Source organism: Nocardia sp. NBC_01499 (assembly GCF_045040275.1).
GTDB lineage: Bacteria > Actinomycetota > Actinomycetes > Mycobacteriales > Mycobacteriaceae > Nocardia.
The window spans coordinates 5,681,183-5,707,634 of record NZ_CP109426.1 but is presented as its reverse complement, the minus strand read 5'-3'; the positions used below and the strand labels follow the sequence as shown (position 1 = coordinate 5,707,634).

Sequence of the window (26,452 nt, the reverse complement as noted above, 5' to 3'; positions counted from 1 at the left end):
TCGACCGGGAGGGAGTGTGATGTGACAACCGAGTCGGTACTGGAGGCACAGGCGCAGGCGCGGCCGGAGCGGTTCGCGGATCTGTTCGCCCATCGGCGCTGGATACGCCGCAGTCAGCCGTTCCAGCACGTGTATGCCAGGGACGTGTTCGTGCCGGAGTTCTATCAGCGGCTGACCGACGATCTGGCGCTGATCCAGCGCGAGCGCCCCGAACTGTTCGGACAGGTCGCGTCGAACTACAGCGCCGCCGGGGCGCGCCTTGCCGATCTGCGCGACACCTCGCTCGCCGTGTTCTCCTCGCGGGAGTGGCACGACCTGGTCGCGGGGATCGCCGGCGTCACCGCGACCGGCGACGTCGAGGGATCGGTGCATCACCACACGCCGGGCGCCCCGTATGGGTGGCCGCACAACGACCTCAATCCCGCCTGGTTCCCCGGCGAGCCACCGGGGCCCGACGAGGTGCGGCTGCCGGGCGGCGGCGTGGACACCAAGTCCGGTGCGCGCGCGTCCGGCGTGGTCGCCCGCGAGTCGATCCGCGCGGTAGCGGTGCTGTTCTATTTCGGCAACCCTGGCTGGCAGCCAGGCGATGGCGGCGAGACCGCGCTCTACGATCACATCGCCGAGGGCGAGAAGCTGCCGGAACTGACTCTGGTTCCGCCGCTGGACAATTCGCTGATCCTGTTCGAGGTGACGCCGCGCACCTGGCATACCTTCGCCGGCGGCAACACCAAGGACCGCAACAGCGTGGTCATGTGGGTGCACCGGACCAAGGACGAGACGATCGAACGCTGGGGAGGGGACCGCATTGTCTACTGGTGAACGCCGGGTCTGCCTGATCACGGGCGCGGGCGGCACGCTCGGCAATGTGTTCTGCCGTTCCTACTACACCGAGTACGACATCGTCGCGGTGTGTCGCACCCGCACGCCCGCCGTGCCGTCGCAGCTGGAGTGGTTCGTCGATCCGCTGGAGCCGGAAAAGGCGGTGCCGGAGAACGATTCGCGCGTCTTCGTGGTCCGCGCCGATCTCACCGCGCCCGGCGAGGTGGAGCGAGTGGTCGATCTCGCGCTCGCCCGGTTCGGCAAGGTCGACCTGCTGGTCAACAATGCCGCGCACGTGCAGCTGCAGCCGCGCGGCATCGTCGACGGCGATGCCGCGATGGAGCAGTTCGATCCGCATTTCGCATTGAATGTCAGTGTGCCGCTGCGCTTTTCGGCGCGGCTGGCGCAACGATTCTGGCTGCACGCCGGTGTGCAGAATCGCGCGGCGAACCGGAACATCGTCAATGTCTCCAGTATCTCCGGCTCCGAGGTGTACCGGGGGCAGACGTTGTATTCCGCGTCGAAGGCCGCGCTCAATCAGCTGACCCGGAATATCGCCGAGGAGTTCGCGGAATTCGGGGTGCGCGCCAATGCCATCGCGCCGACCACTTTTCCGGCGCTGGTGTCCACCGAGCAGGTCGCGCAGGCGATCGTCGAGCTCGACCGGAACAACTACAACGGCGGCGTGTTCGGCGTCGGCGAGCAGCACGACGGTGGTCGCCACGACCAGCTCGCCGAGGCCGAACAGTAGCGATTACCCGGTGATCCGCTCGGACATCTCCCATAACTGTTGCGCGAGAGCGGGATCCACCGCCTGCCTGGTGCTCGGTGGTTCCAGCTTGAACCGGTGGAAGTACTGTCCGTCGATATCGTCCGACGTTGTTGCCAAGTGCACCAACGGTTCCGAGCCCTTATCCGGTCGGATGAAGAACGGCTTGGACAACGGGGACCGGACGAGCCAGCCGAGACCGAACGGCGCGTGGTCGTACACGTGGGTGGCGACCGCGCCGGGGTGGAAGGCGGCGGTGACCAGGCCGGTGCCCGCGGTGCGGCGGGCCAGTTCCCTGGTGAACAGGATGTTCGCCAGCTTCGACGCGGCGTAGGCGCCCATCTGATTGAACGAACCCGTTGTCGCGTTGGCGGTGTCGAGGTCGAGCTTCGCGATCCGGTAGGTCGTGCTTGCCGTATTGATCACCCTGGCCCGCGACTGCGTGAGACGGTCGAGCAGCAGGGTGGTGAGCAGGAACGGGGACAGGTGGTTGACCTGGAAGGTCAGCTCGTTGCCGTCGTCGGTGGCGGTGCGCTTGGCCCAGGCGCCGCCCGCGTTATTGGCGAGCACGTCGATGCGTGGGTAGCGGTCGAGCAGTTGGTCGGCGAGCTCGCGCACCTCGGCGAAGCGGGCGAAATCGGCGACGAACGGCTGGGCGCCCGCCTTGGCCGCCACCTGCGCCGTTCGCTCCGGCGATCGGCCGACCACCGCGACGGTGGCGCCACGCGCGGCAAGCGTCGCCGCCGCCACGGCGCCGATGCCGGAGCTCGCGCCGGTCACCACCACTGTCTTACCTGTCAGATCCTGGTCCTGCACAGCCATTCCCGCCTCCTGAACGTCGGTCTAACTGTGCTGATCGTCTTCGGCGCGGCCTGATTCGGCAAGTGCGGCCTCGCGCATCCGCGCTCGCAAGCGCTCCAAGCGGCCTCGCGCATCCGCACTCGCAAGCGCGCTGAGCCGCGTCGCCCGCGAAGTGCGCGGCGATCTCGTCGGTCGTGGTCAACCACACTCCCGAATGGTTCGCCACATACTCGAGCGCCCGGTCCAGGTACTCGAAGAGTTCGTTGTCCATGCCGTCCATTGGCGAATCTGACACTGATGTCAGGTTCGACCTTCGACGGCGTGAGAAACCGCACACGACACCGGACCAGCCGACATTTGGCCAGCGCATGCGCGGCGTGTTGGTGTGTATCGTCCACGCCGGTCTCCTGCATACTCACCAAAAGGGTGAGCGAGGGTAGCCGACGCAGCTCCAACTCGATCCGAAAGTTCCCACACATGCGAGTCGACGGGCGGGAAATCCCGGTAACGGGCAACCTGCTACAGCCGCTGATCCGGCGGACGAGTGACATCATCCGCGTCGTGCTCGCGGCGTTGTGGGTGGCGATCGTCATCGCGGCATCGGTGATCACCCGGCCGGAATGGCTTGCGCTGGAACGCTCGGTGTCCAACATCGTCGGATTCTTGAATCCCGACCAGTCGAACCTGGTGTATCTCGTCTACGGCATGGCGATTCTGGCGCTGCCGTTCGCCATCCTGATCGAGCTGGTCATCGGCAGGCAGTGGAAGCTACTCGCGGGCTACGCGGCGGCGGGACTGACCGCGGGGCTGTTGCTCTCGATCACCGGAACGGGCCTTTCCGCACCGAAATGGCATCTGCAGGTGCCGGATCGACTCGATACCTTCCTGTCGCAGTTCCTGGACGATCCGCGCTGGATCGCGATGCTGGCGGCCGTGCTGACCGTGTCGAGCCCGTGGCTGCCCAACCGGCCTCGGCGGTACCTGTGGTTCCTGCTGCTCGCGTTCGCGCCGATACACCTGGTGGTCAGCACCGTGGTGCCCGCGCGGGCGATGTTCGGGCTCGCCGTCGGCTGGCTGGTCGGCGCGGTCATCGTGCTCGTCGTCGGCACGCCCGCGCTCGAGGTGCCACTGGACGCCGCGGTGCGGGTGCTTGCCAAACGCGGGCACACGATCACCAGATTCACCGTTGTCCATCCGGCTGGGCGCGGCCCCCTGGTGCTCGCCGCCGCCGTCGAGGGGCCTGAACGCGGACTCGTCGTCGAGATGTACGGCAAGAACCAGCGCAGCTTCGGCGCGCTGCGCCAGCTGTGGCGCTGGTTCACCTTCCGCGCCAGCGAGACCGCGGCGCTGCACGGGTCCATGCACCGCGCGGTCGAGCATCGCGCGCTGATGGCGCTCGCGGTCGGCGAGCTCGGCCTGGCGAGCAGCACACCGGTCGCCGTCGCGGCGCTCGACCGCGGCTGGATGCTGCACGCGCACACCATGCCGAAGGGCAGCCGGATCAGCGACGCGCCCGTGGAACAGCTGCCCGGGGTGTGGAAATCGCTCGGCGAGCTGCACCACGGCCAGATCTCGCACGGCGACCTTCGCCCGACCGAGATCCGAATCGACAATGGCACCACGCTGTTCGGCGGATTCGCCAGCGCCGAATACGGCGCCTCGGCCAAGCAACAGCAGTCCGATATCGCGCAGCTGCTTGTCTCGACGACCGCGATCTTCGGCAAGGAACCCGCGGTCAGCGCGGCCATCGAATCGCTGGGCGAGCAGCCGGTGCTCGCCGCGGCGAGCCGATTGACCAAGTCCGCCATGCCCGCCGGGCTGCGCAAGTCGGTACCCGACTGGAAGGACGCGCTGTCCACCGCGCGCGACGAGGTGCGCAAGCAGACCGGACAGGATCGGATCGAGGCCGAGCAGATCACCCGGTTCACCCGCAACCAGATCATCCAGCTGGTGCTGCTGATCGGGCTCGTCTACGTCGCCTACCCGTTCATCAGCGCGGTGCCGACCTTCTTCACCCAGCTGAAGACGGCCAACTGGTGGTGGGCGATGCTCGGGCTCGCCGTGTCCAGCCTGACGTATATCGGTGCGGCGGCGGCACTGTGGGCCTGCGCGTCCGGCGCGGTGAGCTTCAAGAACCTGGTGATCATGCAGATCGCCAACACCTTCGCCGCGACAACCACCCCGGCCAGGGTCGGCGGCCTCGCGCTCAGCGTGCGCTTCCTGCAGAAGGGTGGCGTCGGAACGGTACGCGCGACCGCGGCGGTGGCGCTGCAGCAGGCGGTTCAGGTGATCACGCACCTGTGCCTGCTCGCCGTGTTCAGCGTCGCGGCGGGCACCTCGGCGGACCTCTCGCACTTCGTGCCCGATGCCACGGTGTTGTATCTGATCGCCGGTGTCGGCGTCGGCATCATCGGCACCTTCATGTTCGTGCCGAAATTGCGGCGCTGGCTGAATAATTCGGTGCGCCCGCAATTGCAGGAGGTGCTCGGCGAGCTCGCCGAGCTCGCGCGCGATCCCAAGCGTTTCTCGGTGATCATTCTCGGCTGCGCCGCGCTCACCCTCGGCATGGCCGGGGCGTTGTGGGCCAGCGTGGAAGCCTTCGGCGGCGGCACCACCTTCATCACCGTCACCGTCGTCACGATGATCGGCGGCACGCTGGCCTCGGCGGCGCCGACCCCCGGCGGCGTCGGCGCCGTCGAGGCCGCGCTGATCGGTGGTCTCGGTGCCTTCAACGTGCCGCTCGGTATCGCGGTACCGTCGGTGCTGCTCTATCGCGTGCTCACCTGTTGGCTTCCGGTGCTGTGCGGCTGGTTCACGATGCGCTGGATGGCATCGAAGGACATGATCTAGTCCACGGATTTCTTCGGTGGAGCACGGAAACCGTTCCATTCGGGACGGATTCGCGACATTTGTACGGGAGGCACATTGTCGTCGGAAGTAAAAAGGCTGACGGGCAGCACGGATCGCCGGGTACGGCGGACGAAAAGCCTGCTGCATCAGGCGTTGATCGAACTCATGCTCGAGCGCGGCTACGACCGAATCTCGGTGCGGGACATACTGCACCGGGCCGATGTCGGACGGTCGACGTTCTACGCGCACTTCCGCGACAAGGACGACCTGCTGCTGCTGAGTAGCACCGACTACCTGCGGGCCGCGGTGACCGCGCCCGGCACCGACACCGATGTCACGACGCCACTCGCACCGGTACACACGCTGTTTCAGCTGGCCGCGGCGAATCCCGAGGTATACCAGGCGTTAGTCGGCCGCAAGAGCGGCGCGCTGTTGCTGCGGACGACGCGGGAGATGGTCGCCGAGATCCTCGCCGAGCGCCTTGCCGAGCTGCTCGACATGGACGAGGCCGAATTCGACTCGACCGTGACGTTCCTGTCCTGGGGGGTGGTCGGCGTGCTCGGCGCGATCGCCGATGCCGACCCGCCGGTGGCGCCGACCGAGGCGTATCAGCGGCTGGAACAGCTGATCGGACCCGGCCTGTCCGGGCGGGTCCGATCCGGCTGAGTCCGGTACGTCGAGTCAGCCTCAGGCGACGACGGTGTCGGCGAGGCGGGCGGTGATGAGGGCTTCGGCCTCGTCGACCATGCGGGTGATGAGTTCGGCGCAGGTGGGGATGTCGTGGATGAGGCCCTGGACCTGGCCCGCGCTCCAGATGCCTGCGTCGAGGTCACCCTCCTCGAAGACGCGGCGGCCGCGGGCACCGGCGACGAGGTCCCTGACGTCGTCGAAAGTGCCGCCTGCCCTTTCGATTTCGACGACCTTGCGGCTGATCTCGTTGTCCGCGACGCGGGCGGTGTTGTGCATGGTGCGGAAGATCAACTGGGTGTCGCGCTCGGTGTGCGCGACGATCTGCTCCTTGACCTTCTGGTGCACCGCGGACTCCTGGGTGCACAGGAAGCGGGTGCCCATGTTGACGCCGTCGGCGCCGAGGGCGAGGGCGGCGACCAGGCCGCTGGCATCGGCGAAACCGCCGGAGGCGATCATCGGAATGTCCAAAACCCGTGCGGCGGCGGGGATCAGGATCAGACCGGGCACGTCGTCCTCGCCGGGGTGGCCCGCGCATTCGAAGCCGTCGATGCTGACGCCGTCGACGCCGATCCGCTGCGCCTTGAGCGCGTGCCGGACGCTGGTGCACTTGTGCAACACCTTGATGCCGGCGTCCTGGTAGTACGGCAGGAACGGCTCCGGATTGCTGCCCGCAGTCTCCACGATCTTGATGCCGCTGTCGATGATCGCCCGCACGTACTCGGCGTAGGGCGGCGGGTTGATCGACGGCAGGATGGTGACGTTCACGCCGAACGGCTTATCGGTCAGCTCCCTGGTGCGGGCGATCTCGCGGCGCAGGTCGTCCGGCGTCGGCTGGGTCAGGGCGGTGATGAAGCCGAGCCCGCCCGCGTTGGCGACGGCCGCGACGAGTTCGGCACGGCCGACCCACATCATGCCGCCCTGCACGATCGGGTGTTGCACGCCGAAGGTCTCGGTGAACCTGGTCCGCAGCATTGCGCTCTCCTCTGCCTGACGCGGGCGTGCCAGTTCGCCCGCCAGACCTGAATGGTGACACGAGGATCCCCTCGGGTTCAACTGGTAAGTAAGCCGCCATTCGCATGACCGTGCGGCATTATGCCGCTTGCCACCCGACCCAAGGGATCGAATTCATCAGCAAATGGGCAGCTGAAGTGGGTATCGTCGGATCGAGCGCCGGTTCATGTCGATTAACGACGGTTCATCTCCCGATCCCTTGCCGGTGCGTTAAGTTAATTGCTATTCTGCTCGCAGTTCAGCCCGTCGCAGTTGTCGGCCACCCCCGGCGGACGCAGGTGACGGTCCGAGAGGAGTTCGTGGCATGACCACCGGTGCGCAGGCGCTCGACGAGCCGCTCAGGTCGCGGCGCAACCACTGGAACAACCAGCTCGCCACCCACGCGCAGACCCGCCCGGACGCGGTCGCGCTGCGGTTCCGCGGCGCGGACACCACCTGGCGGCAGCTGCACGAGCGCTCGCTGAAGTTCGCCGACGCGCTCGTTCGCCGCGGCGTCGGCTTCGGCGATCGGGTGCTGATCCTCGCGCTGAACTATCCCGAATACCTCGAGGCGGTGTTCGGCATCAACGCGCTCGGCGCCATCGCGGTCCCGGTGAACTTCCGCCTCACCCCGCCCGAGGTCGCCTACATCGTGAGCGACAGCGGCGCGAAGGCGATCGTCACCGACACCGTGCTGCAGCCGCTCGCCACCGCCGTGCTGGCGCAATCGGCCACGCTGGCAACATGTTTCGTGATCGGCGGGACGAGCACCGACGGCGTACTCGGCTTCGACGACGTGCTCGCCGAGGGCGGTGCGCCGCACACCCCGCTCGACATCCCCGAGGACACCCCGTCGCTGATCATGTACACCTCGGGCACCACGGGCAGCCCGAAGGGCGCGATCCTGTCGCACGCGAACATGAATGCCCAAGCGCTGACCTGCGTTCGGGCCCTGTCCATCGAACCGAGCTCGATCGGCTTCTGCACCTCACCGCTGTTCCACATCGCCGGGCTCGGCAGCCTCGCACCGAGTTTCCTGCTCGGCGCGAAGACGGTGCTGCATCCGCTCGGCGCGTTCGACGCCACCGAATTCCTGGACGCGGTCGAGCGGGAGCAGGCGACCTCCGCGTTCTGCGTGCCCGCGCAGTGGCAGGCCATCTGCGCCGAACCGACGGTGCGCGAACGGAAGCTGGCGCTGACAGGACTCAGCTGGGGCGCCGCGCCCGCCTCCGACACGGTGCTGCGGGCCATGGCGGACTGCTTCCCGAACGCGTTCAATGTCGCGGTGTTCGGGCAGACCGAGATGTCGCCGATCACCTGTGTGCTCGAGGGTAAGGACGCGCTGCGCAAGCTCGGCTCGGTCGGCAAGCCCATCCCGACGATTCAGACCAGGATCGTCGACGACGAGATGAACGATGTCGCGCCCGGCGAGATCGGCGAAATCGTCTATCGCGGACCGACTCTCATGCAGGGCTACTGGAACAAGCCCGAGGCGACGGCGGAGGCGTTCGCCGGTGGCTGGTTCCACTCCGGCGACCTGGTCAGCCAGGACGAGGAGGGCTTCATCTGGGTGGTCGACCGCAAGAAGGACATGATCATCTCCGGCGGTGAGAACATCTACTGCGCCGAGGTGGAGAACGTGCTCTTCGCGCACCCGAAGATCCGCGAGGCCGCGGTGATCGGCCGGGCGCACGAGAAGTGGGGCGAGGTGCCGGTCGCGGTCGTCGCGCTCAACAGCGCCGGGGACGAGCTGACCCTGGATGAGCTGACGGTGTTCCTCAACGAGAACCTGGCTCGCTACAAGCATCCCAAGGATCTGGTGCTCGTCGCGGAGCTGCCGCGCAACGCCAGCGGCAAAGTGGTGAAAGTCCAACTGCGCAAGGACTATTCATCCTGAGCCAGGATGGCCGCGGGTAAGGTCGGTGGATGGCGATCCCTCGTATTCGCGCGGCCGTGCTCGCGCTGCACTGGCAGGTGAATGTGATCAGGCCCGAAGGTTTCTTCGGGCCCATGCTCGCGGCGCCGGTCGCGACCAGCGGCGTCGTCGCGCGCGCGGTGGAGTTCCACCGGGCGGCCGCCGCGCGCGACGTTCCGGTGCTCTTCACCCGGTTCACCATTCCGGTCGGCGAGGGCCAGCTGGTGCGCAATACCGGCTTCATGCGGTCGGTCGGCGCGGCGCAGACGGAGTTCCGGCCGAATTCGCCAGGCAGCCAGCTCATTCCGGAGATGGCCGCGCAGGCGAGCGAGGTGTTCGACAATCAGAAGCTGTCCGGAGTCGCTGGCAACGAACTGGCGGGCTGGTGCACCGACCAGGGCATCGACACCCTGTTCATCACGGGCGTCGCGACCAACCTGACCGTGGAGCAGACCGCGCGGCAGGCGACCGACCTCGGCTTCACCGTGCATCCGGTGGCCGACTGCGTCACCGCGGCCAGCGCGCAGGCGCACGAGGCTGCCCTGGCCACGCTCGAGCTCGTCACCGCTGGTTCGCTGACCGCGGCGCAGGCGCTGGAGCTGGTCGCCCGCCGCTGAACCTCTCTCGGTGCGCAGCACCGTGTTTGAATGATCTCGGCAACATGACCGCTACGGGTCGAATCCCGGTGGACCTCCGCCGATTCGGCCGCTTCGCCAAGAGATCAGGAGCCAACTCGGTGAAACTCACCCATCTCGCGGTAACCGCCGCGACCGCCCTCGCCGTAGTGGCCGGTGCGACCGGCTGCGGCAAGGACGACACGGACCACTCGGCGCACGCCACCCCATCCGCCGCGGCGACCTCCGCCACCGCTGCCTCGGCCGGCCAGCCCGCGGCCCCCATACGCACCGCCGATCCGAACAGACAACCGGCACCGATACAGGTCACCCCGACCGCGGACCCGACCAACCCCGTGGCAGACGTCAACTGTGGTCCGGTCACCGACGCGGGCGGCGGCACCCGCACCGTCATCGCCGTCGGCAGCGCGACGGGCCGCGTCGGCTGCACCGAAGCGATCAATGTCGCGACGACGTACGCGACCACGGTGAGCAACACCGACACCCAAACCGTCGAGGGCTGGCAATGCCACGCCCAACCCGACGCCACCACACCGTCCATCTGCACCAAAGACGGCTTGGTAATCGGCCTGCGCGCCAACTGATGTACTGATCGACGCCGGACCCGAGCAGCATCGGGTCCGGCGTGCGCGGCGCGGATCAGGCCGCCACCGCGCTCGCCGACTCGCTTCAGTTCGCCTGACGCGCCCTCGCCAGGACGGCGTCGTAGTCGTGGCTGGCGATGACCTCGATATCGGCCGGGAGTGCGTGCAGGCGCTGGATGGTGCGGAACGCGGCGTCGCGGTCGGCGTCGAAGAGGTTGCCCGGCATCGGGGCCTTTTCACGGATCAGCTTGACCTGCAAGGTGTTCCAGACCGCGTCACCGGCCAGTAGCACCCTGGTGCCGTCGTCCACCGCGAGCAGGACGCCGATGCTGCCCGGGGTGTGACCAGCCAGGTCGACGAGGACGACGGCACCGTCGCCGAAAACATCGTGGCTGTGCGGAAAGGTGAGCACGGGCGGGCCGTCGAGTACCACCGGCGCGACGGACTGGCCGCGCAACGGTTCGCGGATCACGCCGATCGGCGCTTTCTCGCCGCTCATCGCCCAGTCGTACTCCACCGAGGGAACCCGGAGCTCGATCGAGTCGGGCAGCTCGAGCAGGCCAGCGACATGATCCCAGTGCAGGTGGGTGGCCAGCGTGAAGTCGATGTCGGCGGGGGCGAGATCGCGGGCCGCGAGCGCGTTGCTCAGCCCGAGGACGGGCTTGTCGGGGGACACCAGCCTGGCGATCGGGAACGGGTGTCCAGGCAGGACGCGGGTGTGCACGTCGGAGCAGATGGCGGGGTCGACGAGAAACCTGGCCTGCGGATGCTCGACCAGGAAGGCGCCCATCGACATCGGCAACTCGCGCAGGCTGCGCACCCCCTCGGCGACGATGATGGTCGGCGCGGCCATGGTGGCCTGCGGTAGCGAGGTCAGCCGGACCGTCGCGGTCGCCTTCGGGGCGGGCGCGGCGACCAGACTCGCCAGAAATGCCTGGTCGGGTCGGCGCGGCCGGAGCAATCGGCCGGGCGTCGCGGCCAGCGCGGCGCAACACCGCGCCAGTGTGCCGAGGTGTCCGGGGCGTCCATCGGCCAAGCGTGCGGAGTTATCGCTCACCTCGTCACGGTAAGGGATGGGTCTCATCAGCGCATGCCACGCAAAAGACTCTTCTCCATAGTGCGATATCTCGGCATAATCGCGGGGGGTACCTGGGCGGTCGAGACGAGCCGCCGATTCGGGGGTCAGTGCGTCTTGGGATGGATCGGAGCTCGATGGCACGCAGTCGTGCGGCGCTGACGACCACGGCGGTGACCGCCGTGGCCGAGCTGCTCGACGTCGACGCGGCCGCCGTCCGCACCGACACGCCGTTTTCCGATCTGGGCCTGAACTCCACCCTGCTCGCCCGCCTGACGGCGCGGCTAGAGGATGCCATGGGTGTCGAGGTTTCGCTGACCGCGATGTACGACTACCCCGACATAGACCAATTGGTCGAGTATCTCGCGATGCGATGACCGGGGTATCCATCGTCGGAATCGGCTGCCGGGTGCCGGGAGCCGAGGGCGGCGACGAATTCTGGCGGCTGTTGCTCGCCGGGGACGAGGCCACCGAGCCACCACCGGCCGGACGCCTCGGCGGCTATCTGGACGGCATCGACTCGTTCGACAACGAGTGGTTCGCCCTCGCCGACCGGGAAACCGCGCTGCTGGACCCGCGGCAGCGGCTTGCCATGGAGGTCGCGGTCGAGGCCATCGATGACGCCGGAATCGGTTATCGCACGCGCGGTTCGGGTGCCGCGGTGCTCATCGGCGCGTGCGGCTGCGGCCATGGCAGCGCCGCCCTCGGCCGCGACGGACTCGACGCGCCCAACGCCGTCACCGGATCAGCGCTCAGCATCATCGCCAACCGCCTGTCGTATGTGCTCGATCTGCGTGGGCCGAGCCTGGTGCTCGACAGCGCGTGTTCGTCGTCGCTGGTCGCGGTGGACTATGCGGTGCGGCTGCTCGCCGACGGCACGGTGCCCTTCGCGATCGTCGGTGGGGTGAATCTCGCGCTGCCGCCGCATGCCTCGAACTATCTCGCGGAGGGCGGAGTCCTGTCGCCCGGCGGACGCGTCAAACCGTTCGACGCGACCGACGGGTACGCGCGCGGCGACGGGTGTGCCGTGGTGATCCTGCAGCGCACCGAAGACGCGGTGCGCGAGGGCAATCGGGTGTACGCGGAGATCGCCGGGACGGCCGTCGGCTCGGATGGACGCTCCGACGGGCTCGCCGCCCCGAACGGTCGTGCACAGCAGGAGACGGTGCGTGCCGCCTGGTCGCGTGCCGAACTCGATCCACGGACCGCCGGATATATCGAATGTCATGGCAGCGGAACGGCATTGGGTGATGCGGGCGTCATCGGCCTGATCAAAGCGGCGTTGTCCATCCACCACGGCGTCATCGCCCCCACGCTCGGTTTCCACGCCGAGAATCCGCTGCTGAAGCTCGCCGAGCGCGGGCTGCGGGTGCCGACCGCACCCGTCGACTGGAGCACGGTGCCGCTTGGCGAACGCCGCGCGGGTGTCAGCGCGTTCGGCTTCGGCGGCACCAACGCGCACGCGGTGCTGCGCGGTGTCCAGACAACACGGGTGCACCGTGGGGACGAGCCTCCGGTGCTGATCCCGGTCACCGGCCGCGACGACGCGGAGCTGAACGCACAGGCACTTCGGTTCGCCGACCAACTCGAACTCGACGCCGAGCCATTGCGCGAATTCGCCTCTGCCGCCGCCCGTTTGATGCCAGCTCGGAACCGGTCCTGCGTGCTGGTGCGTGATCGCGACGACGCGGTGCGGCAGCTTCGGGTTGTTGCGCACGGTGATTCGAGCACGGCGGTGATCGGTCCGTCCGCGACGCGGCGGCGCGGCGCCCTGCTGTTCCTGTTCTCCGGGCAAGGCGGACAGCATCTCGCGATGGGGCGGGCGCTCGCGGCGCGGCACAGCGACTTCGCCGGTGCGCTGGCCGGCGCCGCCGACGCGATCGTCGCGGCCGGCGGTCCGCGCGTCTGGACGCCGAGGCATGGGTTCGCGACCACTGCTTCGGGTAACGGGAACGGCTCGCGCGCACTGGCGCTCGTCCAACCGGCCCTCTTCGCGTTCCAGGTGGCGATGGCGGAATTGCTGGCGGCGTGGGGCATTCGGCCGGACGCGGTGGCGGGGCATGGTCTCGGCGAGATCGCCGCTGCGGCCGTCTGCGGCGCGCTTGCGCTGTCCGACGCGGCGCTGATCGTGGTGCGGCGCAGCAGGATCCCGGCCGTACCGGACGGCAAGGAGGCGATGGCGCTGCTGGCGGCGGCGCCGTACGAGGCGGCGAAGCTGGTGGAGCCGATGCGTACGCAGGTGGGTATCGCGGCGGTCAATGGTCCGCGGTCAGTGGTTGTCGCCGGGGCCCCGCGCTATATCGATACGCTGGTCCGGCGGGCCAAGCGCCGGGATATGGTCGCGCTGCGGATCACCGACTCCGCCGAGTACGGCCCGCGGGTCGCCACGGTACCGCCGGAATTCGCCGAGGCGCTCGCTGACCTGAAGCCGATGACACCGCGCATCCCCATGTATTCCAGCACCCGCCGTGCCGAATTGATCACCACGGCAGCTTTGGACGGCGAATACTGGTCCGAGAATGCCTCGGGCACAGTGGAACTCGCGGCCGCGCTGGAGCGCGCCGCTACCGACGGGATATCGACCGTGCTGGAGATCGGGCCGCACCCCACGCTTGCCCCGGCTGTTCGGGAGTTTCCCGAGTTCCGCGATGCCACCCATCCGGTGGCGACTCGCGACGACGAGGCAGCCGAGTTCCTCAGCTGCCTGGCCCGGCTGCATCTCGAAGGGCGGCCGATCGACTGGTCCGTACAGGGACCGTTCCGTACTCCGCCACGGCGCGCGTGGCGCAAGCGCAGGTTCCCGCTGGCCACGGCCGCGCCGGATGCAGCCGAATCCGTCCTTCCCCCTGACGATCTCACCGAGCATGTGATCAATGGCGTGCCGACCGTGCCCGCCGCGTTCTGGCTACAGCGGCTGGCACACCTGGCGCGCACCGGCGCCGGCGCGGCGACGGTGCTCACCGATTTCCTGGTGCACGAGCGGACCGAGCTGTCGGCACTGCCGGAGGTCAGCTATCGCAGGCACGGCGACGGAAGTGTGCGGGCGGAGGTCACGCAGGCCGCGGCGCTGGCTTCGGCCCGGCCCGACGGTGACCCCACCCCCGCGGATATCGTCGCGTGGATGCGAGTGGTGGATGCCAACCGGGCTGGGCGACACCGCATGCGGATCATCGCGCCCGCCGCGTTCTACACCGAACTGCATCGGCTGCGGCTGGAGTACGGGCCCGGCTTGCGGGTGCTGCGCGGTATCGCGACCGGTCCGGACAGTGCGATCGGGCTGTTCGACGTCGCCGAATTGCGCCGCACCGCAACGCTGAGCGGCTGTCTGCACCTGCTGGCCGCGACCGTCTACGACGATCTGCCCGCCGAGGTGGTCCCGTTGCCGATCGGCATCGATTCGGTGTGGCTTTCCGCGGAGCCGAATCGGACTGTCCTCGAGGCGCACGCGTTCCTCCGGGAGCGCACGAGCACCGGACTCACCGGCGATGTCATCGGTACCGACCAGCACGGTGTGCCGTGTCTCGCCCTGTCCGGTGTGCGAATTCGGTTCGCCGGACTGAATTCTCCCGCGCGCGGTTCCGCGGCATCGCGCGGTGTCGAGCGTCCCGCTCCCTTCCGCCAGGAGACTTGGCAGGGCACCGAGTTCTTCGACGATTCCGACCCGATTGCCGAGCGCGCCTTGGTGATCGGCGAATCGGAGCTGGCCGTCCGGCTGGCCGAGACGCTCGCCGCCACCCTGCCCACCGACCGGCTCGCCCGCCAGCCGGATGCCGCCAGCCCCCTCATCACCGCCTTGCCGATGGGGCACACCGGCACTGCGGTAGTCCTCGTGTGGCCCACCGAAAACGACTTGTCGGCAACCGAATCCGATCCCATCGGGCCGGGCAGGAGTGCCGCAGCGACGACCTGTCGCGTGCTGGAGCTGCTCCAGCGTGTGCACGCCGACGACAGCACCGCGTCCTTGACCGTCGTGCTGCCGGAACCCGCCGCGCGAACCGCGACGACCGAACCACGCCGCGGCGATCCGGATGTCCTGGCGGCCCCGCAGGCGATCGCCGGTCTGGTGCGCTCACTGCAGCTCGAATCCAGCCGCCCGGTGCGCCTGATCTGGGTGGACGCGGACCCACGGAACGCAGCACTACTCGGTCGGCTCGTCGCGGCGGGACCGAGCGCCTCAACCCGGATCCCCGACGAATTACGACTCACCGCAGGAGAACTCGCCACCCGTCGGTTCACCCCCGCGCGGCTCCGGCCGACCCCGACCGCCACCATCGATGCCACCGGCACCTACGTGGTCACCGGCGGATTGGGCACGGTCGGCGCGGTCGCGGTGCGCTGGCTGCTCGATGCCGGGGCACGCGACGTTGTGGTGCTCACCCGCGCGCCCCGCCCGGTGCCGCCGCTGCTCGACGGACTGGAAGACCGCATCGTCGTCGTCCGCTGCGATGCCGCCGACCGGCGCGAGCTGGCCAACGCGCTCAACGACATTCGCGAATGCGGCTCGACCATTCGCGGCCTGGTACACGCGGCGGGCACGGCGTCGGAGGCCGACTTCGACGCCACCACCGCGGCGCAGCTGACCACGATGTTCTCGCCCAAACTCACCGCGGCGAACAACCTGATCGACCTCACGGCCGCCGACCCGACCGACTTTATTCTGCTGTTCTCCGCCGCCACCGGCGCGCTCGGCGGTCCGGGCCGGGCCGCCGATGCCGCCGCCAATGCCGCGATGGATTCCCTCGCGCTGACGCATCCGGGACGGGGTGTGCTCAGCATCGGCTGGGGCGGGTGGGCTACGGGTTCGCCTGCGCCTCTCCGGCAGGCGGGTATCGCCGCCTTCGACACTCGCCGCGGTGCCGCGCTGCTGTCCGAGGCGCTTCGGTATGCCGGAACATATCTGTCCGCCGTGGACTACACCCCGACCGCCGGCACCTCGCCCATGTCCATGCGGTTGTCGAATCTCCTTGCCCCCATGGATGGTTCGTTCGACGCGACGCGCCTGGCCGAACGTCGTCCACCACCGAGCACCGACCAGCCCCGCGCGCTCGCACACACCAGCGAGGCTCCGTGACACCCTGCAACAGCCTCGCCGCGCGAATGGCCGAATGGGCCGCGTCCCGGCCGGACGCGGTCGCATACACCGAGCTGCGGTACCGGATGCACGAGCGGCTGCCCGTCCCGGTGACCTACGGCCGCTTGCATTGCGCCGCAGGCGAACTCGCCGAGCGGCTCCGGGCAGGGAGCGCTCCCGGTGACCGGGTCGCCATCCTCTGCGCGCACGGACTCGACTATGCCGTCGCGTTTCTCGCCTGCCTGTACAGCAATCGCATTGCGGTGCCATTGTTTCCGGCCGCGGGCACCCGCAACAAGGAGCGGCTACTAGCGGTGCTCGCCGACGCTAGACCTACCCTCGCGCTGCTGTCACATGGTGACTCGACGAGTGCGTCCGTGCTCGGTCCCGTGCTCGGCCAGGTTGTCGAACTCGCACCGGATATCACTGCGCAGCCAGAAGTTTCGACCGCACCGGTCATCGATCCGATCCGCGCCGAACTCGCCTACCTGCAGTACACGTCCGGATCGACCCAGGCGCCCGCCGGGGTCCGGGTCACCCACGCGAACATGAAAACGGCGCTGGAACAACTGCGTCAGGCACTGGAGCCAGCACCGGACAAACCCATCCTGACCTGGCTCCCGTTCTTCCACGACATGGGCCTCATCCTCGGCATGGCGCTGCCGCTCTACTGCGGCGTGCACGGCTTGACGATGTCGCCCGCGGAGTTCGCGAAGCGGCCGATCCGGTGGCTGCGCGCGGTCAGCGACTATCGCGCTGGCATCACCGGCGGACCCAATTTCGGCTTGTCCCTTGCTGTTTCCGCGACGACACCGCAGGAGCGGGCCGGGCTCGACCTATCCGGGCTCGACATGCTGCTCAACGGCTCCGAGCCGGTCCGCGCCGACGCGCTCGCGGAATTCACCGAGGCCTTCGCCGAATACGGCTTCCGGCATCGGGCGCACACACCGGGTTACGGGCTGGCCGAGGCGACGCTGACCGTCACCGTCAGCGACTGGCGAGCCGAGCCGGTGGCGAAGCACTTCGACCGCGGTGCGCTCGCCGAGGGGCGGGCGGTGCCCGTCGACACGCGACCGCTCGCCGGTACGCCACTCGTCGGCTGCGGCGCGCCGGTCGGACAGGACGTGCGCATCGTCCACCCGGTGTCCTGCGCCGAGCTGCCCACCGGTCGGGTCGGCGAGATCTGGGTCGCGGGCGCCAACGTGTGCGACGGCTACTACGGCAGGCCCGATGCCACCGCCGAGGCCTTCGACGCCACCCTGCGCGGCAGCGACGCCCGCTGGCTGCGCACCGGCGACCTCGGCTTCTGGTTCGACGACCAGCTCTACATCGCGGGACGGCGCAAGGACGTCGTTGTTGTCGACGGCCGCAATCACTTTCCGGCCGACATCGAGGCGACGGTCGAGTCCTGCGCCCCGGAGATCCGGCCCGGACACGTGACCGCGTTCGGGCACGACGACGGACGCCGCGAAGACCTGGTGATCGTCGCCGAACTGAGCACCGTCAATGCCATCGAACCCGCCGAACTCTCGGTGCTCGCCCGCCGGATCCGCGCCGCGATCGCGCACGCGCACGAGGTGATGCCCGGTGCCGTCATGCTGGTCTCGCCGGGCCGAATCCCCAAGACCACCAGCGGCAAGCTGCGCCGCGGTGAATGCAGGGCGCGCTATATCGCCGGTCAGCTCGACCCGGTGGCGATGATCTGAGCCAGGCCGAAACACCGCCGATATCCCGCTGATCCGGCCCGTCGGCCGCGATGATGAGGCGATGGCGACCGACATCATCACCGTGAAGTGGAAAGACGAGCCCGAGGATCACGACTATCCGGCAGCCGCCGACTATCTGGAGCTGCTGGCCGGGCCGAAGATCGTCAGCGCCGTGGTGGACGACCTGAAGGCCTCCCCCATCGTGCACAAGAAGGCCAAAGACATTCTGCGTGCCGCCGGGCTGGAGTTATTGCCACCGGAGAATCCGCACGTCCGGCAGGACCTTATCAAGATCAACAATGGTAAGGCGCTGTCGCCGATCCTTTTGGTGCGCGGCGATTTTCGCACCGGGACGCCGATGGTGATCGCCGACGGCTACCACCGGGTCTGCGCGATCCACTGGGCCGACGAGAACATCGCGATTCCGGCGAAGATAGCCGCCATGCCGTGACCTTCTCCACCCTCGCGCTTGTCCTCGCGCTCGGGCTGTGCGGCCCGCTGCTCGCGCTGCGCACCTCGTGGCACGTGCCGGTGATTCTCGGCGAGGTGATCGCCGGAATCGTCTTCGGTGCCACCGGGTTCGGCGTGCTGCACAGCGCGGATCCGCTCTTCACGTTTCTCGCCGATATGGGTTTCGCGCTGGTCATGTTCGTCGCGGGGACGCATGTGCCGGTGCGGGATCCGGCGGTGCGCTCCGCGCTCGGCGTCGGCGCGCTGCGTGCGGTGCTGGTCGGATTGCTCGCTGCCGCAGCGGGATTCGGGATCGCGGACTGGTTCGATACCGGGCATGGCGCCATGTACGCGGTGCTGCTCGCCTCCTCGTCGGCGGCGCTGGTACTGCCGATCATCGACTCGCTCGGTCTGCAGGGTAAGCCGGTGCTTGCGTTGACGGCGCAGGTCGCGATCGCGGATACCGCGTGTGTGGTGGCGCTGCCGTTGGCCATCGATCCGGGTAATGCCGGGCGCGCGGCGCTCGGCGCGGTCGCGGTCGCCGCCTGCGGGGTGGTGCTTTTCGTGCTGCTGCGGTGGCTGGAGCGGTCGGGTGCGCGGCGGCGGGCGCATCGGTTGTCCGAGGATCGCAAGCTCGCCCTGGAGCTGCGGGTGAGCCTTGCCGTGTTGTTCGCGCTGTGTGCGGTGGCGACGCAGACGCGGGTGTCGATCATGCTGGCAGGTTTCGCGGCCGGGCTCGCGGTGGCCGCGGTGGGCGAACCGCGCCGGGTGGCTCGTCAGCTGTTCGCGATCAATGACGGCTTTCTCGGGCCACTGTTCTTCGTCTGGCTCGGCGCTCGGCTCAATCTGCGCGATTTCGGCGAACATCCCCGCCTCATCGCGCTCGGTCTTGCGCTCGGTGCGGGTGCGTTGCTGGTGCATCTGGTACCACGACTGATCGGTCAGCCGGTTCGCTATGGCGCGCTCGCGGCGGCGCAGATCGGTGTCCCGGTCGCGGCGGTGACCGTCGGCACCGAGTTGCATGTGCTGGTGCCGGGCGAGGCGGCGGCCCTGATGCTCGGCGCGCTGTGCACTATCGCGGCGGCCGCGGTGGCGGCGAATCGATTGGCCGCGCGGGCTCCGGCGACGACGTCCGCCGAGGCGTAGCGCTCACTCTTCGGCTCGGCCGAGGAGCCGATCCGTTTCGCGCCGTTCGCGTTTGGTGGGTCGACCGGATCCGCGGTCGCGGCGCGGCATGGTGGCGAGGATCTCGCGGGAGGGCGGCGGCGGGCTGCGGTCGATCAGGCATTGCGCGGCGAGGGGCGCGCTGACGCGCTTGGTGACGATCTGCTCCACGATCACGATGCGTTCGACACCGCTGATCCGGATGCGCACCTCGTCGCCGGGCTTGACCGACTGGGCAGGCTTGGCCGCAGCACCATTGACGCGGACGTGTCCACCTCGACAGGCCTCGGCGGCAGCGGATCTCGTTTTGAACAGGCGCACGGCCCAAGTCCATGAATCGACTCGGGCCTGCGTCGCGGTGCTCTTGTTTCCGTGTGTACGGATGCCGTTGTCGGCGGGGGTCACTCGTTAGACGATACGGCGCGCGGTGACGATATCGCCCGCGCGCAGCGGGGTGTACGAGACGGGCGAGCCGGTCTGCACGGCGTTGAGCAGCTTGCCGTCACCCGCGTAGATGCCGACGTGGCCGCCACCGTTGGTCACGACGATGTCGCCGGGCTGCAGGTTCTGGAAGGCCACCGGAGCGCCGACGTGCGACTGCTCGAAGCTGGTGCGGGGGAGTTCGACTCCGGCCTGACGGTAGGCCCACTGGACCAGACCCGAGCAGTCGAAGTTGGAGGGCCCTGCGGCACCCCAGGAGTACATCGCGCCGACCTTGGTCTTGGCGGCGTCGAGCGCGATATCGCTGGCACTGGGAGCCGGGTTCGGGTTGAACATGCCCTGCATGTTCGGCGCGAAGTTGGGGATGCCTGGCGCCGTCTGCTGCTGGGGTGCGCCCGGCAGCTGCGCGTTCGGCATGGCCGAGACGGCCTGCTGAATCTGCTGGTTGAGTTGCTGGACCGGCGCTTCGTATTCCTGTGGCACAGGAACATCGAAGTTACCGAGTCCGGGGAGGTTGATGGTTGCCGCCATCGCGGGGATCGCGGGCATCGCGCCGGTTGTCGCGGCCACCGCGCCCATGACGAGGGCACCCTTGACGGAATTCGGCAAGCGCGAATCCCGCTGCATGCTGTGTTTACCCACCGAGCTACGTCTCCGATCTTCGTACTCTCCCGCCGACCGGTGAGCGACCAGTAAATGGCCGCAAGGAATCACCCAGACGAACACTGTGGGTGTTCCCGGCACGGCAGGCGGGAAGATGGCCCCGACGGCCGCTAAGGCGGTAACTGTGTGGCGCCGCTTCTCTTTCGAAACGACAGGACTCCACTAAGTCACGAAGAGATTACGATGCCAGCGCGGTGTTGTCCAGCGCAACGACCTGGTAGTTTTCCGGTCCCGACAAACTCCCTGGACGATCGCCCGGAATCACGACACGCCCGTCGGGTCACGACACGATATCGACGTTTAAGTGTCTGTTACCGATAGGCCGCAAATGTCCGAATAGCCCGCTGGGAATTCAGGATTCGCTGCCGTTCGGGGATTTGCCGTCGCGTTCGGCGAGCGCCTGCTCGAGTTCGGCGATCCGGCGCAGCGCATCGGCGAGCCCGACTTCCAGCTGGCCAAGCGCCATCACCAACGGCCCGACCGCGAGGTCGGCGACGAGCTGCGGATCGTCATAGCCGCGCTCTATCGCGACCAGGATGTTGGCGCGAATGCGCCGCGCGACGGTGGCGCCGGCTGGGACGTTCCAGGATTCGACCACCTGCGCGGTGGTCGGGGTGGGTTCGTCGGACATGACCCTCCGATACTCGCTGGAAACGCCACCAGCGTAGTGACTTCCATGCGCATAGCAACTGTGCGAGAGCCATCGTGCAATACCGTCCGCTAGCAATATCTAGGACACGCCGTAGATACGGGCAGATTCCCGCGACATAACGCGCTACGGTGTTAGGGCATGGACCCCGTGCGGAATCCGTATGCTCCCGGAGCCGGACAGCGCCCACCCGAATTAGCCGGGCGCGACAAGCAACTCACCGCTTTCGACATCGTGCTGGAGCGCATCGCGCGCGGCCGACCCGAACGCAGCGTCATGCTCACCGGCCTGCGCGGTGTCGGAAAAACGGTGCTACTCAATCAACTTCGCTCCGCCGCCATCTCGCGCGGCTGGGGCACCGGCAAGATCGAGGCGCGACCGGACCAGGAGTTGCGCCGCCCGCTGTCCTCCGCGCTGCACATGGCGGTGCGCGCGATCGCGATGGCACACCGCAATCCGGAGCGGGTCGACGACTTCCTCGGCATCCTCAAGGCTTTCGCGTTGCGCGCCACCGCGGACAAGGGCATGCGGGAACGCTGGCAGCCAGGCATCGACGTGCCTGCGGTAACCGGCCGCGCGGATTCCGGCGATATCGAGATCGATCTGGTCGAGCTTCTGGTCGAGGCGGCCGCGCTGGCCAGCGAAATCGGCGTCGGCATCGCGATTTTCATCGACGAGATGCAGGACCTCGGCCCGGCCGACATCTCCGCGATCTGCGGCGCCTGCCACGAATTGAGCCAGGACGCGGCGCCGCTCATCGTGGTCGGCGCTGGCCTGCCGCATCTGCCCGCGGTGTTGTCCGCGTCGAAGAGTTACTCCGAGCGACTGTTCAGTTATCACCGTATCGATCGACTCGACCGTGAATCCGCGGACCTCGCGCTGATTGCACCCGCCGAGCGCGAGGAGGTGAAATTCACCGACGAGGCGCTGGATGCGCTGTACCACAAGGCCGATGGTTATCCGTACTTTGTGCAGGCCTACGGCAAGGCGGCATGGGACCAGGCGCCGGAGAGCCCCATCTCGGCCGAGGATGTCGAGGTGGCCGCGCCGACCGCGGAGGAGGAACTAGCCGTCGGCTTCTTCGGCTCCCGCTACGAACGAGCAACGCCCGCCGAGCGAGAGTACATGCGCGCCATGGCCGATCTGGCCGGTGACGACGGTCCGGTGCCGACCTCGGCGGTGGCCAGCGAACTCGGCCGCAAGCCCGCCTCGCTCTCGCCCGCCCGCGACGGACTGATCAAGAAGGGCCTGATCTACTCGGCCGAGCGCGGCACGATCGGATTCACGGTGCCGCACTTCGGCCGCTACCTACGCAGCGTTTGAGTGCCGGAATCGCGCCGAACGACCGGGCCTGGGATAGCCCTGAATTAACCTGTCTAGCAAGATCATTAGAGATCGATAGAAATCAATCGACCTGCAGCCCTACCGGCCGGTAACTAAAGTTCCTACACTCGAATGTGATCCTGATCACGTCCGAGGAGGACATCATGGCGACAGCCGCGAAAGTCGACGCCACCGAAGAACAGGCCCGCGCACTGGTCGAGGAATCCCGCGAAACCAGCTGGGCCAAACCATCGTTCGCGAAGGAGATGTTTCTCGGACGGTTCCGGCTAGATCTGATCCACCCCTACCCCCAGCCGGGAACGGAGGACGCCGCCCGCACCGCGGCCTACCTGGCCAAGCTGCGGCCGTTCTGCGAATCCATCGACGGCCGCGTGATCGAGGCCGAGGGCCGGATTCCGGACGAGTACGTCAAGGGGCTCGCCGAACTCGGCTGCTTCGGCCTGAAGATCCCGGAATCCTATGGCGGCCAGGGGCTTTCCCAGTTCGGCTACAACCGGGCACTGATGCTGGTCGGCTCGGCGCACCCGAGCCTCGGCGTGCTGCTCTCGGCGCACCAGTCCATCGGTGTGCCCGAGCCGCTGAAGCTGGCCGGCACCGAGGAGCAGAAGGCCGAGTTCCTGCCGCGCTGCGCCGCGGGCGCGGTAAGCGCCTTCCTGCTCACCGAGCCCGATGTCGGCTCCGACCCGGCACGGATGGCGAGCACCGCGACCCCGATCGAGGACGGAACGGCCTACGAGCTCAACGGCGTCAAGCTGTGGACGACCAATGGCGTGGTCGCCGAGTTGCTGGTGGTGATGGCAAGGGTGCCCAAGAGCGAGGGGCATCGCGGCGGCATCTCCGCGTTCGTGGTCGAGGCCGATTCGCCGGGCATCACGGTGGAGCGGCGCAACGCGTTCATGGGTCTGCGCGGCATCGAGAACGGTGTCACCCGGATGTACAACGTGCGGGTGCCGAGGGCCAATCTGATCGGCCGCGAGGGCGACGGCCTGAAGATCGCGCTCACCACCCTCAACGCGGGCAGGCTCGCCATCCCGGCGCTGTGCACCGCGTCGGCGAAGTGGTCGCTCAAGATCGCCAGGGAGTGGAGCACCGAGCGAGTGCAGTGGGGCAGGCCGGTCGGCGAGCACGAGGCCGTCGGGCAGAAGATCTCCTTCATCGCCGCGACCACCTACGCGCTGGAGGCGGCGCTCGACCTGTCCGCCGCCATGTGCGACGAGGCGCGCAACGACATTCGGATCGAGGCGGCGCTTGCCAAACTCTGGGCCAGCGAAATGAGCTGCACCATCGCCGATGAGCTTGTGCAGATCCGCGGCGGGCGTGGCTACGAGACGGCGGCCTCGCTTGCGGCCCGTGGCGAACGCGCGGTCGGCGCCGAACAGCTGGTCCGCGATCTGCGCATCAATCGCATCTTCGAAGGTTCCAGCGAGATCATGCGGCTGCTGATCGCCAGGGAGATGGCCGACGCGCACATGTCCGCGGCGGGCGCGCTGGTCGACCGCAATGCCGAGTTCAAGGACAAGGCGAAGGCGGCGGTCGGCGCGACCGGCTTCTACGCCAAGTGGTTCCCGCAGCTCGCGGTCGGCTCGGGCACCGTGCCCGCGGCCTATACCGAATTCGGTTCGCTGGCAAAGCATCTGCGGTTCGTCGAGCGCAGTTCGCGCAAGCAGGCACGGTCGCTGATGTACGCGATGGGCCGCTGGCAGGCAGGCCTGGAGTACCGGCAGAACTTCCTCGGTCGGATCGTCGACATCGGCGCCGAGCTGTTCGCGATGTCGGCGTCCTGTGTGCGGGCCCAGTCGCTGCGCGCGTCCGGCGCACCGGAGGCCACCGCCGCCGCGGAACTCGCGGACGCCTTCTGCAAGCAGTCCCGTGTTCGAGTCCGCAGGCTGTTCGACGCCCTCTGGGACAACACCGACGACGACGACCGCACGTTGTCCCGCGGCGTACTCACCGGCCGCTACACCTGGCTGGAAGAGGGCGTCTTCGATCCGAGCGAGGGCACCGGTCCATGGATCGCAGAATGGCAACTCGGCCCCTCGACCGAGGAAAACCTGCTGCGCCCGTTCCTGCCGTCCACGCGGGGTCACTCCGCACCCTGATCGGAGACGGTCGGCCGCTCACGGGGGTCACATTCGAGCTCGGACGTGACCCCCGTGAGTACCATCGTCCGGTTTATATCCGCCAGTATCGTCAAATCACTAGATATCCATAGATTTCTAGTACAAACGGGAGGCGGGCACTCCGTAGCCAAATCTAGGGGACTCTAGAAGATCTGGATGACGACCCAATACTTGGCAAGGGACGGCCGAACATGGGTCTCTAACTAAATCTAGTGTTTTGCCTAGCGATTCGTAGAGTTGCCGGTCGAACAGCGCTCGAGGATCCTTGAATACATCCCATGCGTCGGTTGGACAACTTGTCCGTAACGGCGGGTATGGGCAGGTAACGCAGGGGAAATGTATATCGACAACCGGGCAAGAACGCTCCGCGAGGATGCACCCTCCACAGGAGGACCTCATGTCCATGACGATCGCCCGCTGCGCCGCCGATTACGACGGTCACCGTCTCACGGTGTCGGCCGAGGACGGTGTTCCGCTCTCGGTCCGCGCCTTCGGTACCGAGACCGCTTCCGTCACCGTGGTGTTCGTGCACGGCCACTGCCTGCGCACCGAATCCTGGTCGTTCCTGCGTGATCAGCTGCTGCGCCAGTGGGGGATGGCAGGAGGCGGAGCCGACGGGGTGGGTGAATACAGGGGGATGGCAGGAGGCGGAGCCGACGGGGCGGGTGAATACAGGGGGATGGCAGGAGGCGGAGCCGACGGGGCGGGTAAATACAGGGGGATGGAGACCAGGATGGTCTTCTACGACCATCGGGGGCACGGCGAATCCGGCCAAGCGCATCCGTCGACGTACACCATCGACCAGCTCGGCCGCGATCTCGACTCGGTGCTGCGGGCGGTCGCGCCGACCGGCCCCGTAATCCTGGTCGGGCATTCGATGGGCGCGATGGCCGTGCTCGCCTACTCCCGGCAGTTCCCGGAGACGATCGGCACCCGCGTCGTCGGCGTCGGCCTGATCGCGGGCGCCGCCAACGGCCTCACCGAGGTGGGGCTCGGCCGGTTCCTCAAGCGCCGCGCGGTGAACTCGCTGCAGGTCGCCGTGGTGCGCGCGCCGCGGGTCATGCAGGGCTCGAAGCGGATGTCGCGCCGGATCTTCGAACCGATCATGCGCGCGGCGAATTCCGGTACCAGGCGGGTGAATCCGCGAATGGTCGCGGTCGCGACGGCCATGCTGAACGACACACCGCTGCTGACCATGTCGAGCTTCCTCGCCTCGCTGATCACCTTCGACGAGACCGCGACGCTGCACCGGCTCGGCACCATCCCGGCGCTGGTGCTGGCTGGCACCGCGGACATCGTGGTGCCGTTCACGCACTCGGTGGTGCTCGCCTCGCAGCTGGCGGGTTCGCGGCTGGTTCCGCTCGAGGGGGCCGGGCACAGCGTGATCTTCGAGCGGGCCGAGGAGGTCGCGCTGTCCATCGTCGGTCTGGTCGATCAGGTTGTCGCCGGGATGCGCGGGCAGGGTCCGGAGTACGCCGTCGCCGGATGAGTGCTGGGCGGCTCGGGACGACCGAAATTGACCGATCGGTGGTTCACACCAAGCGCGATCGCCGATCGCGAGCAACACTTGGGCGAACTGCCGAACATTGGCAGGTGACGAGCCAGATCGGGATTCTTTCTGTACTGTGTTAAAGATCACGTTGTGTGGTGAGTCACACGGCTTGGTGCAGCGCGCTTCCAGGCAGACCATGGAAGTAACCGTTACCCACCGAGTTC

The 26,452-nt window shown here is 68.0% G+C and carries 21 protein-coding genes; 15 read left to right on the top strand and 6 right to left on the bottom strand.

Annotated features, from left to right (window positions below; all coding sequences use genetic code 11):
• Nucleotides 1-21: 21 nt before the first annotated feature.
• Nucleotides 22-819 (top strand): 2OG-Fe(II) oxygenase family protein, encoded by a 798-nt coding sequence (locus tag OG203_RS26040; protein ID WP_405159891.1) that lies wholly within the window; start codon nt 22-24, stop codon nt 817-819.
• Nucleotides 806-1,570: an SDR family NAD(P)-dependent oxidoreductase gene (locus tag OG203_RS26035; RefSeq protein WP_405159890.1), complete on the top strand. Its 765-nt coding sequence runs from the start codon at nt 806-808 to the stop codon at nt 1,568-1,570. Before OG203_RS26040 ends, OG203_RS26035 begins: the two co-directional genes overlap by 14 nt.
• A 3-nt stretch (nt 1,571-1,573) precedes the next feature.
• On the opposite strand, the gene OG203_RS26030 is transcribed toward OG203_RS26035, so the two are convergent.
• Nucleotides 1,574-2,410, bottom strand: coding sequence for an SDR family NAD(P)-dependent oxidoreductase (locus tag OG203_RS26030; protein WP_405159889.1), 837 nt, complete (start codon nt 2,408-2,410; stop codon nt 1,574-1,576).
• Between the two features lie 456 nt (nt 2,411-2,866).
• Here OG203_RS26030 and OG203_RS26025 point away from each other — a divergent pair, with 456 nt between their 5' ends.
• Both OG203_RS26025 and OG203_RS26020 read left to right on the top strand, forming a co-directional pair.
• A complete protein-coding gene (locus OG203_RS26025; RefSeq protein ID WP_405159888.1) occupies nt 2,867-5,239 on the top strand; it encodes a lysylphosphatidylglycerol synthase domain-containing protein in 2,373 nt (790 codons plus the stop codon).
• A 75-nt stretch (nt 5,240-5,314) separates the two neighbouring features.
• Nucleotides 5,315-5,905: a TetR/AcrR family transcriptional regulator gene (locus OG203_RS26020; protein WP_405159887.1), complete on the top strand. Its 591-nt coding sequence runs from the start codon at nt 5,315-5,317 to the stop codon at nt 5,903-5,905.
• A gap of 21 nt (nt 5,906-5,926) precedes the next feature.
• Here OG203_RS26020 and OG203_RS26015 read toward each other — a convergent pair whose 3' ends face one another.
• Nucleotides 5,927-6,901, bottom strand: a complete 975-nt coding sequence (locus tag OG203_RS26015) for an NAD(P)H-dependent flavin oxidoreductase (protein WP_405159886.1) — start codon at nt 6,899-6,901, stop codon at nt 5,927-5,929.
• A gap of 343 nt (nt 6,902-7,244) precedes the next feature.
• Between OG203_RS26015 and fadD5 the strand changes: the two genes are divergently transcribed.
• From fadD5 to OG203_RS26000, 3 genes are read left to right on the top strand one after another with little or no spacing between them, the layout of a single operon-like run.
• Nucleotides 7,245-8,816 carry a fatty-acid--CoA ligase FadD5 gene (fadD5, locus tag OG203_RS26010; RefSeq protein WP_405159885.1) on the top strand — a complete coding sequence of 524 codons (1,572 nt, stop codon included), beginning with the start codon at nt 7,245-7,247 and terminating at the stop codon, nt 8,814-8,816.
• 29 nt (nt 8,817-8,845) lie between these two features.
• A complete protein-coding gene (locus tag OG203_RS26005) occupies nt 8,846-9,451 on the top strand; it encodes a cysteine hydrolase (protein ID WP_405159884.1) in 606 nt (201 codons plus the stop codon).
• A gap of 44 nt (nt 9,452-9,495) precedes the next feature.
• Entirely contained in the window at nt 9,496-10,053 is a 558-nt protein-coding gene (locus OG203_RS26000) for a hypothetical protein (protein WP_405159883.1), read from the top strand.
• 85 nt (nt 10,054-10,138) lie between these two features.
• Here OG203_RS26000 and OG203_RS25995 read toward each other — a convergent pair whose 3' ends face one another.
• Complete coding sequence (locus tag OG203_RS25995) at nt 10,139-11,110, bottom strand: MBL fold metallo-hydrolase (protein ID WP_405159882.1); 972 nt, start codon at nt 11,108-11,110, stop codon at nt 10,139-10,141.
• 155 nt (nt 11,111-11,265) lie between these two features.
• Here OG203_RS25995 and OG203_RS25990 point away from each other — a divergent pair, with 155 nt between their 5' ends.
• The 5 genes from OG203_RS25990 (at nt 11,266) to OG203_RS25970 (ending at nt 19,501) form a co-directional block, all read left to right on the top strand.
• Nucleotides 11,266-11,505 (top strand): acyl carrier protein, encoded by a 240-nt coding sequence (locus OG203_RS25990; RefSeq protein WP_405159881.1) that lies wholly within the window; start codon nt 11,266-11,268, stop codon nt 11,503-11,505.
• Nucleotides 11,502-16,199: a type I polyketide synthase gene (locus OG203_RS25985; protein ID WP_405159880.1), complete on the top strand. Its 4,698-nt coding sequence runs from the start codon at nt 11,502-11,504 to the stop codon at nt 16,197-16,199. Before OG203_RS25990 ends, OG203_RS25985 begins: the two co-directional genes overlap by 4 nt.
• Nucleotides 16,196-17,905: a fatty acyl-AMP ligase gene (locus OG203_RS25980; RefSeq protein WP_405159879.1), complete on the top strand. Its 1,710-nt coding sequence runs from the start codon at nt 16,196-16,198 to the stop codon at nt 17,903-17,905. The genes OG203_RS25985 and OG203_RS25980 overlap by 4 nt, the downstream gene beginning before the upstream one ends.
• Nucleotides 17,906-17,966: 61 nt before the next feature.
• Nucleotides 17,967-18,356 (top strand): hypothetical protein, encoded by a 390-nt coding sequence (locus OG203_RS25975; protein ID WP_405159878.1) that lies wholly within the window; start codon nt 17,967-17,969, stop codon nt 18,354-18,356.
• A complete protein-coding gene (locus tag OG203_RS25970; RefSeq protein WP_405159877.1) occupies nt 18,353-19,501 on the top strand; it encodes a cation:proton antiporter in 1,149 nt (382 codons plus the stop codon). The genes OG203_RS25975 and OG203_RS25970 overlap by 4 nt, the downstream gene beginning before the upstream one ends.
• A 3-nt stretch (nt 19,502-19,504) precedes the next feature.
• Here OG203_RS25970 and OG203_RS25965 read toward each other — a convergent pair whose 3' ends face one another.
• The 3 genes from OG203_RS25965 to OG203_RS25955 all read right to left on the bottom strand — a co-directional run bounded on the left by OG203_RS25965 (nt 19,505) and on the right by OG203_RS25955 (nt 21,254).
• The gene (locus tag OG203_RS25965; protein ID WP_405159876.1) at nt 19,505-19,924 is read right to left on the bottom strand and encodes an RNA-binding S4 domain-containing protein; all 420 of its coding nucleotides are present in this window, start codon (nt 19,922-19,924) and stop codon (nt 19,505-19,507) included.
• 3 nt (nt 19,925-19,927) lie between these two features.
• A complete protein-coding gene (locus tag OG203_RS25960) occupies nt 19,928-20,539 on the bottom strand; it encodes a C40 family peptidase (RefSeq protein WP_405168005.1) in 612 nt (203 codons plus the stop codon).
• A 436-nt stretch (nt 20,540-20,975) separates the two neighbouring features.
• Nucleotides 20,976-21,254, bottom strand: a complete 279-nt coding sequence (locus tag OG203_RS25955; RefSeq protein ID WP_405159875.1) for a hypothetical protein — start codon at nt 21,252-21,254, stop codon at nt 20,976-20,978.
• A gap of 159 nt (nt 21,255-21,413) precedes the next feature.
• Here OG203_RS25955 and OG203_RS25950 point away from each other — a divergent pair, with 159 nt between their 5' ends.
• The 3 genes from OG203_RS25950 to OG203_RS25940 all read left to right on the top strand — a co-directional run bounded on the left by OG203_RS25950 (nt 21,414) and on the right by OG203_RS25940 (nt 26,225).
• Entirely contained in the window at nt 21,414-22,595 is a 1,182-nt protein-coding gene (locus OG203_RS25950) for an AAA family ATPase (RefSeq protein ID WP_405159874.1), read from the top strand.
• 164 nt (nt 22,596-22,759) lie between these two features.
• Nucleotides 22,760-24,715 carry an acyl-CoA dehydrogenase family protein gene (locus OG203_RS25945; protein ID WP_405159873.1) on the top strand — a complete coding sequence of 652 codons (1,956 nt, stop codon included), beginning with the start codon at nt 22,760-22,762 and terminating at the stop codon, nt 24,713-24,715.
• A gap of 418 nt (nt 24,716-25,133) precedes the next feature.
• Entirely contained in the window at nt 25,134-26,225 is a 1,092-nt protein-coding gene (locus OG203_RS25940; RefSeq protein ID WP_405159872.1) for an alpha/beta fold hydrolase, read from the top strand.
• Nucleotides 26,226-26,452: the final 227 nt, after the last annotated feature.